Source organism: Paraburkholderia sp. MPAMCS5 (assembly GCF_036016995.1).
Taxonomy (GTDB): Bacteria; Pseudomonadota; Gammaproteobacteria; order Burkholderiales; family Burkholderiaceae; genus Paraburkholderia.
This window is the reverse complement of the sequence record NZ_JAYXBK010000008.1, coordinates 137,823-155,959: the sequence shown is the minus strand read 5'-3', so window position 1 is coordinate 155,959 and position 18,137 is coordinate 137,823. Positions and strand designations below refer to the sequence as shown.

The window sequence follows — 18,137 nt, the reverse complement described above, 5'->3', positions numbered from 1 at the left end:
GGCGTCTCAAGCGCCTCAACCCTCTTACACGTTCGTCGTCGTACGCTGAGCTGGTGCGGCAAGACAGGCTCGCGTGGCGGCCTGCCTTGCAGCCTGCCGGCAGCGAACCTGGAGCAATTCGGCGCACACCGCGACGGCAATCGTCGAGGGCGCCTTATCGACGATGCCCGCGACGCCAATCGGACAAGTCATCTGCGCAAGCCGTTCGAGTTCGACGCCACGCTCCAGCAAGCGCCGCTCGAATTTCACGCGCTTCGTTTTCGAGCCAATCATGCCGAAGTATGTGAAATCGCGCCGCCGCATGATCCGCGCGGCGAGCGAAAAATCGAGCGCATGGTTGTGCGTCATCACCAGAAAGTAGGCGCCGGGCGGCGCTGTATCGACGATCGCGTCGGGCGTGTCGGTCGCTTCGATCTGCACGTTCGGGGGCGTTTCGTCGGGGAACAGTTCGTCGCGCTCGTCGACCCATTGCACCACGCACGGCAGATGGCCGAGCAGTTCAACAAGCGCATGGCCGACGTGCCCCGCGCCGAACAGCACGATGTGCATCGGCGCGGGACGCGGCGAACCGGAGACGCCGCGCCGGCCGATCTGAATGAAGGGATAGTCGTTCATCGCGATCGTCGCTCCGGTTAGCGCGCGGCGGACGTCGCGGCCCGCACCGCACCAATCGCGCGCAGGATTTCCTCGCTCGTGGCAGGCGCGTTCAGCGGCGGATTGACCTTGTGGCCGCCCACGGCCGACACGGCGTCGCGAATCGCGAAAAACACCGAGAACGGCAGCAGCAACGGCGGCTCGCCGGTTGCCTTCGAGCGATGAATGCTGTCCTCCACATTCCGGTTCTTGAAGAGGCGCACGTTGAAAACCGGCGGCGTATCGTTGACGGTCGGAATCTTGTACGTGGACGGCGCGTGCGTCATCAGCTTGCCGCCGGCGTTCCACCAGAGTTCTTCGGTCGTGAGCCAGCCCATGCCCTGAATGAAAGCGCCTTCCACCTGACCGACGTCGAGCGCCGGATTCAGCGACGCGCCCACGTCATGCAGCGCGTCCGCGCGCAGCACACGCATTTCGCCGGTCAGCGTGTCGATCACCACTTCCGACACGGCCGCGCCATACGAGTAGTAGTAGAACGGCCGGCCCTGCAACTTCGCCTGATCCCAGTAGAGCTTCGGCGTGGCGTAAAAACCGTCGGACCACAATTGCACGCGCGCGAGATACGCCTTCGCGATCACTTCTCCGAATGGCACGACCGCCTCGCCGACCATCACGCGATCATGCGCGAAGCGCACGTCCGAAGCGTTGACCTCGCCCGCGCCGAAGCGCTCGGCGGCAAACGCCGCGAGACGTTCGCGCAACTGACGCGCCGCGTCCTGTGCGGCCTTGCCGTTCAGATCGGAACCTGTGGACGCCGCCGTTGCCGATGTATTCGCGACCTTGCTCGTATCCGTCGCGGTCACGCGAATGCGATTGAAGCCGATGCCCAGCTCATGCGCGACGACCTGCGCGACCTTCGTGTTCAATCCCTGGCCCATTTCCGTGCCGCCGTGATTCACGAGCACCGAACCATCGGTATAGATATGCACGAGCGCGCCGGCCTGATTGAAGTGCGTAACGTTGAACGCAATGCCGAACTTGACCGGCGTGAGCGCGAGTCCTTTCTTCAATACTTCGTTGTTCGAATTGAATTCGTCGATTTCCTTGCGGCGCGCGCGATAGCCGCTCGTCGCCTCCAGTTCGTCGATCAGTTCGTGAATCACGTTGTCTTCGACAATCTGGCCGTACGGCGTCTGATTGCGCTCGGTCTTGCCATACAGATTGCGGCGGCGCACGTCGAGCGAATCTTCGCCGATGGAACGCGCCACGTTGTCCATGATGTATTCGATCGCAAACGCGCCTTGCGGACCGCCGAAGCCGCGGAACGCCGTATTCGACTGCGTGTTGGTCTTGCCGCAGAAGCCGTCGATCGTGACATCGGAGAGCCAGTACGCGTTGTCGAAGTGACACAGCGCGCGCGTCATCACCGGGCCCGACAGGTCGGCCGAGAAACCGCAGCGCGAGGTCATATCCACGGCGACGCCCTCGATCACGCCCTTGTCGTCGTAGCCGACTTCATACGTGTAGTGGAAATCGTGACGCTTGCCCGTGACCATCATGTCGTCGTCGCGGTCCGGACGCAGCTTGACGGGGCACAGCAACTTCCATGCGGCGAGCGCCGCGCAGCACGCGAACAGACCCGACTGCGATTCCTTGCCGCCAAAGCCGCCGCCCATCCGGCGGCATTCGATCAACACGTTATGCGACGCAATGCCCAATGCGTGCGCGACGAGGTGCTGCATTTCCGTCGGATGCTGCGTCGAGCAGTAGACGTGCATGCCGTCGTCGTCTTTCGGCACCGCGTACGAAATCTGGCCTTCCAGGTAGAACTGTTCCTGGCCGCCCAACAACATTTCGCCCGCCTCGCGGCGCGCGGCGCGTGCGATCTTCGCGTCCGCCTCGCCGCGCGCGAGTTTCATCGGCGGCAATACGTGCTGGTTGGCCGCGCGCGCCTGTTGCGCGGTCAGAATGGCGGGCAGTTCCTCGTACACAATTTCAGCGCGGCGCGCCGCGCGTCGCGCGGTTTCATGCGACGTCGCGACCACGATGAACACCGGCTGGCCGACGTATTGCACGATGCCGTCGGCGAGAATCGGATCGTCGCCGTGGATGATCGGGCCCACGTCGTTGGCGCCCGGAATGTCGTCGGCGGTGAAGATCGCGACCACGCCGGGCGTGGCGCGCACTTTCGCGAGCGACATCGACGTGATCTTCGCGTGCGCTTTGGTCGAGAGCCCGAGCGCGGCGTGCAGCGTGCCGGCGACCGTCGGGATGTCGTCCGTGTAAGTGGCGCGGCCGCTCACATGCAGATGCGCGGATTCATGCGGTCGCGAGACATGGACCTGCGTGAAGTCTTCGAGCGCCTGAGCGTCTTTCAGGAATGGTTCGGCTTGCTGATTCATCGTCGTGTTCTCCGTATCCTTCTTGTGTCTCGCGCGTCAGGCGCCGGCTTCGAGGTCGGCGGGCGCGCGGGCCGCGGCGACCGCGCGCACGTCGAGCGAGCTTTTCGGCAGCGGATTGTCCGGACGCGTTTCGAGCCAGAAGCGGTACAGCGTGTTCTTCGCGGCTTCGAGGCGATAGTTGCTGGTCGCGCGCATGTCGGACAGCGGCGCGTAGTCGTTGCCGAGCGCGAGCATCGCGGCCTGCGCGGTGGCTTCGTGCCAGTGCGTGTCGCGCAGCACGGCTTCGGCGTGCGTCGCGCGCTTCGGCGTCGCGGCCATGCCGCCGAATGCAACGCGCGGCTCGCGAATCGTGTCGCCATCCGCAATGAACGAGAACGCCGCGCACACGGCGGAAATGTCCGAGTCGAAACGCTTGGACAGCTTGTAGGTGCGGAATTGCAGCTTTTCGCGAGCGCCGGTGCGCGTCGGCACTTTCAATCCGACGACGAATTCGTGTTCCGCCATGTCCTTCTTCTGATAGGCGAGGTAAAGGTCTTCCAGCGCCATTTCACGTTCGATGTCACCGCCGCGCACGATCACGCGCGCGCCGAGCGCGATGAGGCCGGGCATCGAATCGCCGATCGGCGAACCATTGGCGATGTTGCCGCCGAGCGTGCCCGCGTTGCGAATTGGCAGCGACGCAAAGCGCTGCCACATCTCGGTGAGTTCGGGATATTGCTTCGCGATTTCCGCATAAGCCTTTTCGACGGTCACGCCCGCGCCGATCTCGATCCATTCGGCACTGGTTTCGAGCTTCTGCAAACCGGCGATCTGCCCCACGTAGACCACGTTGCCGAGTTCGCGCATCTGCTTGGTGACCCACAGGCCGATGTCCGTGCTGCCCGCGAGAATGCGCGCGGACGGTTCAGCCTGCTTGATGTGCGCGAGCGCTTCGATGCTGCGCGGCGCGTGAAAGCGCTGACCGGCGTGCTCGTAGTGAAAGGTGTCGTCGCGTTGCAGCGTGGCGAGCGTGCCCGCGAGCGTCTCGACATTCACCGGCGCTTTCGGCGCGGGCGCTTCGAACATGCGCTCGGCCGCGTCGACAATCGGACGATAGCCCGTGCAGCGGCACAGATTGCCGGTCAGCGCGTTGCTGATCGCCTCGCGCGAAGGCACCGTCTTGTTGGCGCAGCCCTGTTCGTGGCCGTGCTTTTCGTAGAGCGACCACATCGACATGACGAAGCCCGGCGTGCAGAAGCCGCACTGCGAGCCGTGGCATTCGACCATCGCCTCCTGCACCGGATGCAGCGAACCGTCCGGCTGGCGCAGATCTTCGACGGTGAAAAGCGCTTTGCCGTCGAGTGTCGGCAGGAACTGGATGCAGGCGTTGACCGCCTTGAATTCGACCCCGCCCGCCTCGTTGCGCTCACCGACCACCACGGTGCATGCGCCGCAATCGCCTTCGGCGCAGCCTTCCTTGGTGCCGGTGCAATGCGCGTCTTCGCGCAGATACTGCAGGACCGTGCGGGTGACGGGCGCGTCCTTGATCTCGCGGATCGCGTTGCGATGGTAGAAGCGAATCGGCTCAGTCATGTCTCGTGGCTCTCGAATGTTCTCGACTCTGCGCGGTCCGGTGGAACGGGCAGCGGGGATGGTTCGAAAACTATCACCGTCAATAATCACAACCCATAGGCCGGATCGCATGGGGGACATACTCGTGCAGCGATAACGAGATGGATTACCGACGACGTCGGCTTATGTTGACGCGACTGAATCGAGGTGCTTCTTTGGTTTATGTCGCGATTGCGCCAGATCCGCGCATTGAATGGGCCGCCGACGCGCTTCAGAACGAACGCTTCAGGGGTTAAAACGCACCACTATATGAGCCGGCGAACCGTCTTTGGTCTGACGAATTATTAAGCGAATCCTGCAAGAGAATCGGTTCCATGGGAAAATCACGACCTCCCGCCGTTTTCAAGTCTCGTTTTCCCCATGTCCACCGACTCAGCGACACCTCGCAGCGAATTCGCGACGACCTTGCAGATCATTCCGGTCGTCTTTTTCACGTTTCTTTGCTACCTGACGATCGGTATTCCGCTCGCGGTGCTGCCCGGCTACGTTCACGACGACCTCGGCTATAGCGCCGTGCTCGCGGGCGCGGCGATCAGCGTTCAATATCTGGCGACGCTGGCCTCGCGGCCGCTGGCGGGACGCTCGGCGGACACAGTGGGGCCGAAGCGCACCGTGACGCTCGGTTTGCTCGGTTGCGGCGCGAGCGGGGTTTTATTGTTGCTGGCGGTGTTATGCGGACGCTGGCCCGCGCTGAGCCTGGTGCTGCTGGTGTGCAGCCGCCTCGTGCTTGGCTTCGGCGAAAGTCTGTGCGGCACGGGCGCGATTCTGTGGGGCATTGGCCGCGTGGGCACGACCAATAATGCACGCGTGATTTCGTGGAACGGCATCGCCACGTATGGCGCGCTGGCCGTCGGCGCGCCGCTCGGCGTGGCGATCGAGCGCACGATCGGGTTTCCGGCGCTGGCCATTCTGGTGATTCTGCTGGCGGCGCTCGGCTTTTATCTTGCGCGTCCGATGGCGCCTGTGCCGATCGTCCATGGCGAGCGGATGTCCTACCGCAGCGTGTTCACGCGCGTGCTGCCGCACGGGTTGGGTCTTGCGCTGGGCTCGGCCGGTTTTGGGTCGATTGCCACGTTCATCACGTTGTTCTATGCGGCAAGGCATTGGCCGAACGCGGCTTTGTCGCTGACGGTGTTCGGCACGCTGTTCATCGGCGCACGCTTGCTGTTTGCAAACACCATCAAGACGTATGGCGGATTCCGGGTCGCGATTGCTTCGTTTTCGTTCGAGTGTGCCGGCTTGTTGATGCTGTGGCTGGCGCCTGAGCCGCATATCGCGCTGGCGGGCGCGGCATTGACCGGATTTGGATTTGCGTTGGTGTTTCCGGCGCTCGGCGTCGAAGCGGTGGGGCTCGTGCCGCCGGCTAGCCGCGGCGCGGCGCTGTCGGCTTATTCGGTGTTTCTGGATTTGTCGCTGGGGATTACGGGGCCGTTGGCCGGGTATATTGCCGGTGAGTTTGGATATGGGTCGGTGTTTCTTTTTGCCGCGGTGGCCGCGGCGGCGGCTGTGGGGCTTTCTGCTTTTCTTTATCTTCGGGACGTGAGGGTTGGGAAGATGCCTGCGGCGCTTTGACGGTTTTTTGGGTTTTGGATTTTTGCCTGCTCGGCCGGGCTTTTTTTGGGCTTTTCTTTTGTTTGTGGTCTAAGAAAAGAAAAGCCCAACAACGCCAACCCAAAAATCCAACCCAAAAACCCAATCAGAAAATCCCAAACAGAAAAAACCCAAAGACCTACTTCCCCTCCGACAACCCCCTCTCCAGCGCCGCGACGCCCGCCGGCAAATCCACCCTAACCCCGAGATCCACCATCGTCCTCCCCAGCGCGTGCACAGTCCGAAAGAGATTGTGCTCCCGACACTGCTCGCCCATCTGTCCAATCCGAACAATCGGCAATCCGAACGATCCAGAAATTTCCACCTGATGCTGCCGTGAAATATGCGCGCAAACATCGCCAGGACTCAGCCCAGCGGGCACCTCGATCCCCACGACCGAATTCAACCGGCACTCCGTCGGCGCATACAACTGCAAGCCCAGCGCGGTCACGCCTTCCTGCAAGGCCACGGAGCACTTCAGATGCCGCGCAAAGCGCTTCTCCAGCGTCTCCGCGCAAACGAGCCGCAACGCCTCATGCAAAGCCAGCACGCCCGACACCGGCGCCGTGTAGTGATACCCCGCGTTATGCCAGAAATTTTCCGCGAGCGATGCATCGAGACACCAATGCGCATTCGGCGCGGTACGGCCCTTCACTCGCGCCCACGCCGCGTCGGAAAACGCGATCAGCGAGACGCCCGGAATCGATGACAACCCTTTCTGCCCGCCCGTGATCACCGCGTCGATACCCCACGCGTCCATCGCGAGCGGCATCGTGCTCAGCGTGCACACGGCATCCACGATCACCAGCGCGCCGGCCGCCTTCGCCAGCGCCGCAATGTCCTTCAGGTGATAGTTCCACACCGTATTCGACGTCTCGCCCTGCACGACCGTGACGATCTCCGGACGCTCGCGACGGATCGCGCCGGCGATCTCGTCGAGACTCGCCACCGTGCGGTCGGCCACGTCGAGCGTGCTCACCCGCGCGCCGACGCGCCGGCCCATCTCGGCCATCCGTCCGCTGAAAAAGCCGTTTTTGATGCTCAGCACACGCGTGCCTTCCCACGCGAGATTGGAGATCGCCATTTCCATGGCGGCCGAGCCCGGTCCGGCCACGCCCAGCACCCATTTCGAATTCGTCTGGAACACGTAGCGCGCCATCGTCTTCACCTGGCCGATCACCTTCACCATCGTGCCGCCCAGGTGATTGATCACGATCGCGTTGGCCTTGGCGACGGCCGCCGGAATCGGCACGGGGCCGGCGCCCATCATGAGTAACGGCTCTTCGGGAAGAATGGCGTCGAGCGACTCGACAACGGGACACGGCACAGCGGAGGACGCAACGTCGATGGATGAAGTCGGCATGATCGGTACTTGAAGATTGAACGCAAAAGTGGAGCGCAAAGTCGCGAACGGCCTCGCCAGCAGAGACACTGGCAAGGCCGTCGATCGATCATTCACCGAACCGCACGATTGCGCAAGCACTTTGACCATGCTTGACCGAACCGCGTGACAACGACGCCCTGACAACGACGCCCTGGCCCACAGCCAAAAGGCGCAATGACGTCATGGGCGTGCGCCGGCACGCCTTGCGATAGCGAGCCGGCAAGCGGCGCGAGCGGAGCGGGCCGCTAAACCCCGCCGTCTGCGTTCAGCGAAACCGGACGGATCGCCGTGCGGGCGTCGTCGGGCGCGCCGCACATCTCGCGCAACAAGGCCGCCTCGCGCTCGTGCACTTCGACGGGAAACCAGCGCGCGCCAGCATCGGCGAGATAGCGCGCGCGATGCTGCCCATTGCGAAACGACACCACGCCTTCGCGCTCGATACCCATCCAGCCCAGCAGGCCGGACGCGCGGCGCGTCGAGATCGTCACGTAGGGCATTTGCGGAATGCGCGGATTGTCCGGATCGAGAAACTCGCGAATGCCGCGCACCTTACCCGGATGCCATTCGACGACGGGCTTCAGAACATAATCGGTGTTGTCGCGATCCGCGCACGCCAGCAGTTTGCGCGCGTCGACCAGCACGACCTGATGCCGCGTGCCGTCGGCAACAAAGACGCGCTTCAGACGCACATGGTCGTACCATGAATGCTGGTTCAGCGGCACGACCCAGAGCGTCTCCGCACATCCCGGCGCGGCCGCGGGTGTTGTAGTTATTAGGGGCAAGGACAGGCTCGATAAGCTTGCGGTGATCCGCCAGCGCGTTAAAAGAGCGCTAACGCTACGAGCCGATTGTGAAAGAAGCATGTCAAATCATTGTTTTAATTGCTCTGCATGAGCGCTGCGCCACCCCCGCGCGCCCGAGCGAACGAGCGAACGCGGACCTTCAAGGACACGACGATGACCGGCACCGAAAATTTCAACGACTATGTGCGCATCGAAGCTACCCAGGATAACGGCGTAGCAACGATCGTGCTTGAGCGTTCCGAGCGTCGAAATGCGGTCGATCGTATAGTCGCCGACGCGTTGCGCGCCGCGTTCGAGCGCTTCGAAGCGGAGCCCGCGTGGCATGCGGCCGTGCTGTTCGGCGCGGGCGGCACGTTTTGCGCGGGCGCGGACCTGAGCGCGCTCGCCGACGAAAACCGCCGCAACGAGCTGCATGCGGACGGCAGCGGCCCCGGACCGATGGGGCCGACCCGTACTTTTTTCACAAAGCCGGTCATTGCTGCCATTTCGGGCTATGCGGTCGCGGGCGGCCTGGAGCTGGCGGCCATGTGCGACCTGCGAGTCGTCGAGGAAGACGCGGTGCTCGGCGTGTTCTGCCGGCGCGTGGGCATTCCGTTGATCGACGGCGGCACGATCCGCTTGCCTCGGCTCATCGGCATGTCGCGCGCACTCGATCTCATCCTGACGGGGCGCGCCGTGAGCGCGCAGGAAGCGCTGCAGATCGGCCTGGCAAACCGCGTGGTCGCCAAGGGCGAAGCGCGCGCGGCGGCGGAGCAACTCGCCGCGCAGCTCGCGGCCTTCCCACAAGCCGCGCTGCTGGCCGACCGCCGCTCGGTGCTGGAAAACAGCGTGCTCGACGACTTCGCCGAGGCGCTCCGGCGCGAAGGCGCCGGCGGCTATCAGGCGGTATTCGACGAAGGCGTCACCGGTGCCGCGCGCTTCACGGCAGGCGCGGGGCGCCACGGCAAGACTTTGAATTCGCCAGAGAGCAACGGCTAGCGGGCACCGTCGCCCGCCGAGCTTTGCCACGAAATACAACAACCGCGGCAACCCGTGCCCGGCCGTCAGCACTATCGTTTTGACTTAGGTAGAATCCCTGACTGCTCGACTCCTTGCCGGCGCAGGCGCTCTCGCCCCGAGAACGCGCGACGGCCACGCGACGCTCCCGTCGCGCAGATTCATACTCCGCCGCCATGCCTTTGCCCCTGCTTGCCCTTGCCGTTGCCGCGTTCGGCATCGGTACAACCGAATTCGTGATCATGGGGCTGCTGCCCGACGTCTCCCGCGATCTGTCCGTCTCGATTCCGGCGGCGGGCATGCTCGTGTCGGCTTATGCGCTCGGCGTGACGATCGGCGCGCCGATCGTGGCCATCGCGGTCGCGAACATGCCGCGCAAGAAGGCGCTGATGAGTCTGATCGGCGTGTTCATCGTCGGGAATCTGCTGTGCGCGGTCGCGCCGGGCTACGCGGTGCTGATGGCCGCGCGGATCGTCACTGCGTTTTGCCATGGCGCGTTTTTCGGCATCGGCTCGGTGGTGGCCGCGGGCCTCGTCGCGCCGAACCGTCGCGCGCAGGCCATCGCGCTGATGTTCACCGGCCTCACGCTCGCCAACGTGTTGGGCGTGCCGCTCGGCACGGCGCTCGGTCAGGCCGTGGGCTGGCGCGCGACCTTCTGGGCAGTGACGGGCATCGGCATTGTCGCGGCCGCCGCGCTCGCGCTCTGCCTGCCCGCGCGGATCGAGATGCAGAAGGCGAGCCTCATGCGCGAATTCAGCGTGCTGAAAAATCCGCAAGTGCTGATGGTGCTCGGCATCAGCGTGCTGGCGTCGGCCAGCCTTTTCTCGACCTTCACGTACATCACGCCGATTCTCGAAGACGTTACCGGCTTCACGCCCCACGCGGTCACGCTCGTGCTGCTGCTGTTCGGCCTCGGCCTGACGGTCGGCAGCACGCTCGGCGGCAAGCTCGCCGACTGGCGGCTGATGCCGTCGCTGATTGCGTTTTTGCTGGCCATCGTGGTGATTCTGGCGGTGTTCGCGCACACCATGCACGCCGATATTCCGGCGATGATCACCATCTTCGTCTGGGGCGTGCTGGCTTTTGCGATCGTGCCGCCGTTGCAGATGCTGATCGTCGACCGCGCGAGTCATGCGCCGAATCTTGCGTCCACGCTGAATCAGGGCGCGTTCAACCTCGGCAACGCGACGGGCGCATGGCTCGGCGGCATGGCAATCGGTGCGGGCGCGCCGTTGACGACGCTGCCGTGGGTCGGCGTCGCGACGTCGATGGGTGCGCTCCTGCTCACGCTGTGGTCGCAGGCCATCGACCGGCGCGCGCAGCGCATCGCCATGGCCGGCTGAGCTCGCCGCGGAGCGTCGCGACGATGCGGTGGCGGGTACACCGCACGCCGCCGCGCTCGCGTTTCCGCGCTCGCGTTTCTTGTGGCGGCGTGGGAAAGGCGGTTTATCGCGCCGCCAGAATTTCCCCGACACACTCGCCAAATCCCACACGATAACCCTCGCCCTGACACCAGCCCGCGAGCGTCAACTCATCGCCATCCTCGATGAAGCTGCGTGTGCCGCCCTCCTTCAACTCCAGCGGCTTTTTCCCGTTGTATGTCAGTTCGAGCAGGCTGCCGTAGGAATCTTCCGTCGGACCGCTGATCGTGCCCGAGCCCATCAGATCGCCCACTCGCGTGTTGCATCCCGACACGGTGTGATGCGCGAGCTGCTGCGCCATCGTCCAGTACATGTACTTGAAGTTGGTCCGCGAGATCGTGCTGGCCTCCCCGGCGCCGCGCGGACGCAGCTTCACTTCCAGCGCGATGTCGAACGCGTGCGCGCCGCCGTGCCGCAGATACGCGAGCGGCTCCGGCTCCTGCACAGGTTGCGCGACGCGGAATGGTTCGAGCGCGTCGAGCGTGACGATCCACGGCGAGATGGTGGTCGAAAAGCCCTTCGAGTTGAACGGGCCGAGCGGCACGTATTCCCATTGCTGGATGTCGCGCGCGCTCCAGTCGTTCAGCAGCACCATGCCGAAGATATGCGCTTCCGCGTCGGCACACGCAATCGGTTCGCCCAGCACGTTGCCGCCGCCGATGACGAAACCCGTCTCCAGCTCGATATCGAGCTTGCGGCACGCGCCGAACACCGGCCGCTCCTGATCCGGCAACTTCAACTGGCCATTCGGACGACGCACCGGCGTGCCGCTCACCACCACCGACGACGCGCGTCCGTTGTAGCCGATCGGCATTTCCGACCAGTTCGGCAGCAGCGCATTCTTCGGATCGCGAAACATGCTGCCGACATTCGTCGCGTGCTCTTTCGACGAATAGAAATCCGTGTAGCCCGGAATCTGCACCGGCAGGTGCAACCGGGCATCGGCCCGGCGCACCAGCGCTTTCGCGCGCAACGCGGCGTCGTCGCGCAAGCTCGCGGTATCGCGTGCGAGCAGGTGGCTCAACTGGATGCGCACCTCGCGCCAAGCCTCGCGGCCGAGCGCGATGAAATCGTTCAGCGCGTCGCGCGAGAAAACATCGGCCGGCGCGGCCAGCTTCAATAGCCCGGCTGTCCGCAACGCGGCCAGATCGACGATCTCGTCGCCGATCGCCACGCCCACGCGGCGCGTGTCGTTGCTGTTGTCGCTGAAAATGCCGAACGGCAGGTTCTGAATCGAGAAGTCGTGGGTCGGTTCGTTGGCCGACTCGACCCAGCTTTTGCGCGACGGATCGAGCGTCGCCTGAAGATCGCTCAATGCGCTCATCGTTGCTCCGGATTGAAGTGTTTCTTGAGACCCTGCCAGCACTCGTAGTAATGCGCCTGCAATTGCGCGGTTTCCAGCGCAAAACGGGTGGGTTTGATCAGTGTGCGCGTTTCGAACATGAAGGCCATGGTGTCGCCGACCTTGCTCGGTTTCGACGTATCGCCGTGCGACGCCTTTTCGAACGTCCCGGCGTCAGGGCCGTGGCCCGACATGCAGTTGTGCAGACTCGCGCCGCCCGGCACGAAACCCTCGGCCTTCGCGTCGTACACGCCGTGCACGAGCCCCATGAATTCGCTCGCGACATTGCGATGGAACCACGGCGGGCGGAACGTATCTTCGGCCGCGAGCCAGCGCGGCGGGAAAATCACGAAGTCGATCGAATCTACGCCCGGCGTGTCGCTTTGCGATTGCAGCACGAGAAAAATCGACGGGTCCGGATGATCGAAACTGATCGAGCCAATTGTGTTGAAGCGCCGCAAGTCGTACTTGTACGGCGCGTAATTGCCGTGCCACGCAACCACGTCGAGCGGCGAATGGCCAATGTCCGCGCGCCACACATTGCCGTTCATCTTCGCGACGAGTTCGAAGTCGCCTTCGCGGTCTTCGTAGGCTGCGTGCGGCGTGAGAAAGTCGCGTGGATTCGCGAGGCCGTTCGAGCCGATCGGCCCGAGATCCGGCAAGCGCAACAACGCCCCGAAGTTTTCGCAGATATAGCCGCGCGCGGCGCCGTCCGGCAGGCTCACCGCGAAGCGCACGCCGCGCGGAATCACCGCGATCTCGAACGGTTCCACTTCGAGGCGGCCCAGTTCGGTCGCGATGTCGAGGCGGCCTTCCTGCGGCACGATCAGCAATTCGCCGTCCGCGCTGTAAAAGAAGCGGTCTGTCATCGAGCGGTTCGCCGCGTACAGGTGGATCGCGCAGCCGCTCATCGACTCGGCCGCGCCGTTGCCCGCCATCGTCACCCAGCCGTCGATGAAATCCGTCGGCTCGGCCGGCATCGGCAAGGCGTCCCAACGCAGCTGGTTCGGCGGCGTCGGCGGCACGTCGGCGAAATTGGCGACGAGCCGCCCGGACGGCAGCGGCGTGAACGGCTTGTGCACCGCCGCCGGCCGAATCCGGTACAACCACGTGCGGCGATTGTGGCCGCGCGGCGCGGTGAAGGCGGTGCCCGACAACTGCTCGGCGTACAAGCCGTAGGCCACGCGTTGCGGCGAATTGCGGCCTGCGGGCAGCGCGCCCGGCAGCGCCTCGGTCGCGAATTCGTTCGCAAATCCCGACTGATAGCCGGGCTCGATTTCGAGCCGCGAACGCCCGGTGTTCGGACTCCGTGTTGAGGTATCCATGCAAGGTTCTCCGTTGATGCCCGATGTTTTCATCTCACGCGGCGCGGGGTGCCGACGGGCCACTGTGCTGACACGCTGAGCCGCCGTCATAATTTACGTATAGTAAAATGAATTACGTTAAGTGAAATTAACGTATACCTTGGAGACGCGGGTTTACGTGGAGGCGCGCGCGGCCGGACAGGCGTGCGGCTCCTATCGTTATGAGCATTTTGTTCATGAGAGCGCGATGCGGACTGCTACCATCGGGGGACGCGGCGCGCGCGCCTTCACCTCGGCGCTACGTGCCATTCATGTGATCCATTCGTTTAAATGATTCCCCAGACTATCCCCACTCTCGTTGCGCGCGCGGCCGAGCATCCCTTTCTCCGCAACCATCTGGCAATGGGGCACGGCGCGAACGGGAACGTCGCGCTCGCGCGCTTCGACGACATCGAACTGACAAGCTGCTATGAACCGATCTTCGACATCAGCGTGCATGCGTTGGCGCAGTCGTTGTCGTCGGATGTGGAAAGCGTGGACCGTTTCGGCGACGAACTCGGCTTTCAGGCGGTCACGCAGCGGCTCGACGCCGCGCCGTTCGATGTGTTCGATCCGTTCGACCGCATCGCCGACGACCAGGAACTCGTCGCGCTCGACCGCATGTCGCGCGCGCTGCATGCAATCAACTTCTTCGGCGCGCAGCGGCACGGCCTGCTCTTTCTGCGCGTGCACGAGCGGCTGTTGAAGAGCGTGAAATACGATCACGGGCGGCATTTCTCAAACGTGCTGATGTCGTTCGGGCTGACCCCGTCGAGGATCGTGATCGAATTGCCCGCGGCGGCGGTCGCGCACAAGACTTTTCTCGGCTATCTGACCAAGAGCTATCAGCACTACGGGTTCAAGGTCGCGGGCAATCTGTCCAATGCAGGGCAGATTCTGTCGGTGTCGGACACCGCGCGGCTCGATTTCATCAAGATGGATGCGACGGTCGCGTTGCGCGACGCCACGGTCAAACCGCTAGTGGGCTACGCGAGCCGGCTGCGGATTCCGCTGATCTTCAATCGCGTGATGGACGAGCCGCAGTTCGAGGCCTTGCAGCAGTACGACGTGCGCTTCGTGCAAGGGCCACTGTTCAATGCGCATTATCACGATCGGCCCGCTTGAATTTCCTGGCGTGATTCGGGTGCTCTGACTCACGCGCCGCTTCGACCTGCTATCCGGCGTCGCCCAAACGCCGCGCGAGCGCCTTCAGGCGCGGCGCAACCTTCTCGCGAAACACCTCTTCTCCCATCGACGAAGCCGGACCGCTGCAACTCAGCACGAGCCAGCGCCCTTCGCGCGGCTCGCGAAACGGCACCGCGACGGCGTTCACGTCGTCGTGCCACGCGCGAAACGAATAGCTGCAGCGTTCCTTCTCGAACGCGGCGATTTCCTTCACCGCGTCCGCCGCGAGCGCCGCGCCGCCCTTGCCTGCCGCTTTCCTCAATTCGACCAGCAACGCGGCGCGCACGTCGGCGGGCTGCACGGCCAGATAGGCGCGGCCCATGGAACTCGTCAGCATCGACAGTTTCGAGCCCGGCGCGAGGCCGAGCGTGAGCGCCGTTTCGCTGCGAATGGTGTCGAGATAGATCATGTCGAGGCCGTCGCGGCAACCGAGCGAGACCGCCGCGCCCACTTCGCGCGCGAATGCGCGCATGTGCGGGCGCGCGAGTTCGAGCGTGTCGGTGCCCGAGAGCAGCGCGAAACCGAGCGACAAAACGCCGGCATCCAGTGCATATTTGCCCAATGCCTCATCGAGCCGAAGATAGCCGAGCACGGTCAGCGTGTAGGCGAGCCGGTTCACGGTCGCCTTGGGCAAACCCGTGCGTTCGACGAAATCGCGGTTGCCGAGCATCGTGTCGCCCGGCCTGAACGCGCGCAGCAAATCGAGCCCGCGTGCAAGGGCGACGACGAATTTGCGCTCGTCGAGCGATTCAGGGGAAGTGGATGCGGGCGTCATAGGGTGATACACTCGGGCGTCGGTTGCAAAACATTGTTTCGCATAGCGGAACTTAAGTCAAGCTTGGATCGAGCAGAAAATCAGGAGATACGTCATGGCCGAAGCCGCGCAGTTTCACTGGGAAGACCCGTTGCTGCTGGATCAGCAGCTCACCGAAGACGAACGCATGGTGCGCGACGCCGCCGCCGCTTATGCGCAGGACAAGCTCCAGCCGCGCGTGCTCGAAGCGTTCCGTCACGAGAAGACGGACATCGAAATTTTCCGCGAGATGGGCGAACTGGGCCTGCTCGGGCCGACCATCCCCGAGCAATACGGCGGGCCGGGGCTGAACTACGTGGCATATGGTTTGATCGCGCGCGAGGTGGAGCGGGTCGACTCGGGCTACCGGTCCATGATGTCGGTGCAGTCGTCGCTCGTCATGGTGCCGATCCACGCGTTCGGCTCCGAGGCGCAAAAACAGAAGTACCTGCCAAAGCTCGCCACCGGCGAGTGGATCGGCTGCTTCGGTCTGACCGAGCCGGATCACGGCTCCGATCCGGGCAGCATGGTGACGCGCGCGAAAAAGGTCGACGGCGGCTATTCGCTGTCGGGCTCGAAAATGTGGATCACCAATTCGCCGATCGCCGACGTTTTCGTCGTATGGGCCAAGCTCGAGGAAGACGGCAAGGACGCGATCCGCGGCTTCATTCTCGAAAAGGGCTGGAAGGGGCTGTCGGCGCCGACCATTCATAGCAAGGTCGGTTTGCGGGCGTCGATCACCGGCGAGATCGTGCTGGACGACGTCTTCGTGCCCGAAGAAAACCGCTTTCCGGAAGTCAGCGGCCTGCGCGGTCCGTTCACGTGCCTGAACTCGGCGCGCTATGGCATTGCATGGGGCGCACTCGGTGCGGCCGAGTCGTGCTGGCACACCGCGCGTCAGTACGTGCTCGATCGCAAGCAGTTCGGCCGGCCGCTCGCGGCGAACCAGTTGATCCAGAAAAAACTCGCCGACATGCAGACGGAAATCACGCTCGGCCTGCAAGGCGTCTTGCGGCTTGGGCGCATGAAGGACGAAGGCACGGCGGCCGTCGAAATCACGTCGATCATGAAGCGCAATTCGTGCGGCAAGGCGCTCGACATTGCGCGGCTCGCGCGCGACATGCTGGGCGGCAACGGCATCTCGGACGAGTTCGGCATCGCGCGGCATCTGGTGAATCTGGAAGTGGTGAACACCTATGAAGGCACGCACGACATCCACGCGCTGATTCTGGGCCGCGCGCAAACGGGCATTCAGGCGTTTTTCTGAAGTTCTTCTGAAACACCTTTGCGCCGAGTATGGTGGAGATGTCTCACACGCTTGTAAGCAAAAAGGCCGGTTCGCGAGGAACCGGCCTTTTTCGTTTGCAATAGCGCTTTTACTTGTTCGGCTGCGGCGTCATACGCAGATACGGGCGCAGCGCCTTGTAGCCCTTCGGGAATTTCTGTTTGATCACCTCTTCGTCTTTCAGCGACGGCACGATCACGACGTCATCGCCCTGCTTCCAGTTGCCGGGCGTGGCGACCGAGTGATTATCGGTGAGCTGAAGCGAATCGATTACGCGCAATACTTCGTCGAAATTGCGCCCCGTGCTCGCCGGGTACGTGATGATCAAACGCACCTTCTTCTTCGGATCGATCACGAAGAGCGAGCGCACCGTCAGCGTTTCGTTCGCGTTCGGGTGAATCATGTCGTACAACTCGGACACTTTGCGGTCACCATCGGCCAAAATCGGGAAGCCGACATTGGCAGCCTGAGTCTCGTTGATGTCCTTGATCCATTCGTTGTGCGACTCGGCGCTATCCACCGACAACGCAATGGTCTTCACGTTGCGCTTCGCAAATTCCTCGGCGAGCTTGGCGGTCAGACCGAGTTCCGTGGTGCAGACCGGCGTGAAGTCGGCCGGATGCGAAAACAGCACACCCCAGCTATCGCCGAGCCATTCGTGGAACTTGATGCGGCCGATGCTGGAATCCTGCTCGAAATCCGGTGCGGTATCGCCAAGACGTAGACTCATGTGCATCTCCTTTAGATAGTCGGACATTAGGGCGAGCGTGTGCCCGCAGCGCCTCGCAAAAGATAAAGCATACGGCCGCGACCGTATATGACGAACCAACATCGCGTCACTACTTTATGCGCCTTTGTAATTTTCGCCGATTTAATGGAAACTTTGCGGGACAGATCAACTCCATCATGAACTAACATCAATTGGATGTCGTGCAGATGTTCGTTTCAAACGCTCCACCTCGCCGGGAACGGTTCGTGCGGTCGCCGTCTGCATCCGTGCAGTGCGCTCGCCAGCCGCCGTTTCTTTGGTTACGATTCACGCGTGACGTGAGAAGAAGGGGGAGCTGTCAATGTCGGAAGCCAACAAGGAGAGATTGATGTCGGATATCAAAACCGTCCTCGCGGACGCAGAAGACCTTCTGAAGCAAGCCGCAAGCGCAACGGGCGAGCGCGCGTCGGAACTGCGTGAAACGGCGCTTTCGCGTCTGAAGCAGGCGCGCGAAAAAGCGGCTGACGTGCAGGTCGTCGTGATCGAGAAAGGCAAGAAGGCCGCTCGCGTGACCGACGACTACGTTCATGAACATCCGTGGGCATCCATCGGCATCGCTGCGGGCGCCGGTGTGCTGCTCGGCCTGCTGATCAACCGCAAGTAAGACTGCACGTGGCCG

The 18,137-nt window shown here is 63.3% G+C and carries 15 protein-coding genes; 6 read left to right on the top strand and 9 right to left on the bottom strand.

Going from position 1 to position 18,137, the window contains the following annotated elements; genetic code table 11:
- Positions 1-24 precede the first annotated feature (24 nt).
- Genes xdhC through xdhA form a run of 3 tightly spaced genes read right to left on the bottom strand, consistent with a single transcriptional unit; the run spans position 25 to position 4,568 of the window.
- Complete coding sequence (xdhC, locus tag VOM14_RS19835) at positions 25-615, bottom strand: xanthine dehydrogenase accessory protein XdhC (RefSeq protein ID WP_327630436.1); 591 nt, start codon at positions 613-615, stop codon at positions 25-27.
- Between the two features lie 17 nt (positions 616-632).
- The gene (xdhB, locus tag VOM14_RS19830) at positions 633-2,996 is read right to left on the bottom strand and encodes a xanthine dehydrogenase molybdopterin binding subunit (protein WP_327630435.1); all 2,364 of its coding nucleotides are present in this window, start codon (positions 2,994-2,996) and stop codon (positions 633-635) included.
- Positions 2,997-3,032: 36 nt separating this feature from the next.
- The gene (gene xdhA, locus VOM14_RS19825) at positions 3,033-4,568 is read right to left on the bottom strand and encodes a xanthine dehydrogenase small subunit (protein WP_327630434.1); all 1,536 of its coding nucleotides are present in this window, start codon (positions 4,566-4,568) and stop codon (positions 3,033-3,035) included.
- 399 nt (positions 4,569-4,967) lie between these two features.
- On the opposite strand from xdhA, the gene VOM14_RS19820 reads away from it, so the two are divergent.
- Positions 4,968-6,179: an MFS transporter gene (locus tag VOM14_RS19820; RefSeq protein WP_327630433.1), complete on the top strand. Its 1,212-nt coding sequence runs from the start codon at positions 4,968-4,970 to the stop codon at positions 6,177-6,179.
- Positions 6,180-6,336: 157 nt separating this feature from the next.
- Here the strand turns inward: VOM14_RS19820 and VOM14_RS19815 are convergent, their stop codons facing one another.
- Together VOM14_RS19815 and VOM14_RS19810 are read right to left on the bottom strand one after the other, a co-directional pair.
- Positions 6,337-7,560 carry a pyridoxal-phosphate-dependent aminotransferase family protein gene (locus tag VOM14_RS19815; protein ID WP_327630432.1) on the bottom strand — a complete coding sequence of 408 codons (1,224 nt, stop codon included), beginning with the start codon at positions 7,558-7,560 and terminating at the stop codon, positions 6,337-6,339.
- A gap of 266 nt (positions 7,561-7,826) precedes the next feature.
- The gene (locus tag VOM14_RS19810) at positions 7,827-8,444 is read right to left on the bottom strand and encodes a plasmid fertility inhibition factor family protein (RefSeq protein WP_327630431.1); all 618 of its coding nucleotides are present in this window, start codon (positions 8,442-8,444) and stop codon (positions 7,827-7,829) included.
- A 93-nt stretch (positions 8,445-8,537) separates the two neighbouring features.
- On the opposite strand from VOM14_RS19810, the gene VOM14_RS19805 reads away from it, so the two are divergent.
- Positions 8,538-9,362 (top strand): crotonase/enoyl-CoA hydratase family protein, encoded by an 825-nt coding sequence (locus tag VOM14_RS19805; protein WP_327630430.1) that lies wholly within the window; start codon positions 8,538-8,540, stop codon positions 9,360-9,362.
- Between the two features lie 194 nt (positions 9,363-9,556).
- Entirely contained in the window at positions 9,557-10,723 is a 1,167-nt protein-coding gene (locus VOM14_RS19800) for an MFS transporter (protein WP_327630429.1), read from the top strand.
- A 103-nt stretch (positions 10,724-10,826) separates the two neighbouring features.
- On the opposite strand, the gene fahA is transcribed toward VOM14_RS19800, so the two are convergent.
- Entirely contained in the window at positions 10,827-12,125 is a 1,299-nt protein-coding gene (gene fahA / locus VOM14_RS19795) for a fumarylacetoacetase (protein WP_327630428.1), read from the bottom strand.
- On the bottom strand, positions 12,122-13,468 hold the full coding sequence (hmgA, locus tag VOM14_RS19790) for a homogentisate 1,2-dioxygenase (RefSeq protein ID WP_327630427.1): 1,347 nt from the start codon (positions 13,466-13,468) through the stop codon (positions 12,122-12,124). The genes fahA and hmgA overlap by 4 nt, the downstream gene beginning before the upstream one ends.
- Positions 13,469-13,777: 309 nt before the next feature.
- On the opposite strand from hmgA, the gene VOM14_RS19785 reads away from it, so the two are divergent.
- Positions 13,778-14,611 (top strand): diguanylate phosphodiesterase, encoded by an 834-nt coding sequence (locus VOM14_RS19785; RefSeq protein WP_327630426.1) that lies wholly within the window; start codon positions 13,778-13,780, stop codon positions 14,609-14,611.
- Between the two features lie 49 nt (positions 14,612-14,660).
- Here the strand turns inward: VOM14_RS19785 and VOM14_RS19780 are convergent, their stop codons facing one another.
- Complete coding sequence (locus VOM14_RS19780; protein WP_327630425.1) at positions 14,661-15,446, bottom strand: IclR family transcriptional regulator; 786 nt, start codon at positions 15,444-15,446, stop codon at positions 14,661-14,663.
- A 94-nt stretch (positions 15,447-15,540) separates the two neighbouring features.
- Between VOM14_RS19780 and VOM14_RS19775 the strand changes: the two genes are divergently transcribed.
- On the top strand, positions 15,541-16,731 hold the full coding sequence (locus VOM14_RS19775) for an acyl-CoA dehydrogenase (protein ID WP_327630424.1): 1,191 nt from the start codon (positions 15,541-15,543) through the stop codon (positions 16,729-16,731).
- A 109-nt stretch (positions 16,732-16,840) separates the two neighbouring features.
- On the opposite strand, the gene VOM14_RS19770 is transcribed toward VOM14_RS19775, so the two are convergent.
- On the bottom strand, positions 16,841-17,479 hold the full coding sequence (locus VOM14_RS19770; RefSeq protein WP_327630423.1) for a peroxiredoxin: 639 nt from the start codon (positions 17,477-17,479) through the stop codon (positions 16,841-16,843).
- 340 nt (positions 17,480-17,819) lie between these two features.
- Between VOM14_RS19770 and VOM14_RS19765 the strand changes: the two genes are divergently transcribed.
- Complete coding sequence (locus VOM14_RS19765) at positions 17,820-18,122, top strand: DUF883 family protein (RefSeq protein WP_327630422.1); 303 nt, start codon at positions 17,820-17,822, stop codon at positions 18,120-18,122.
- The last annotated feature ends 15 nt before the right edge of the window (positions 18,123-18,137 follow it).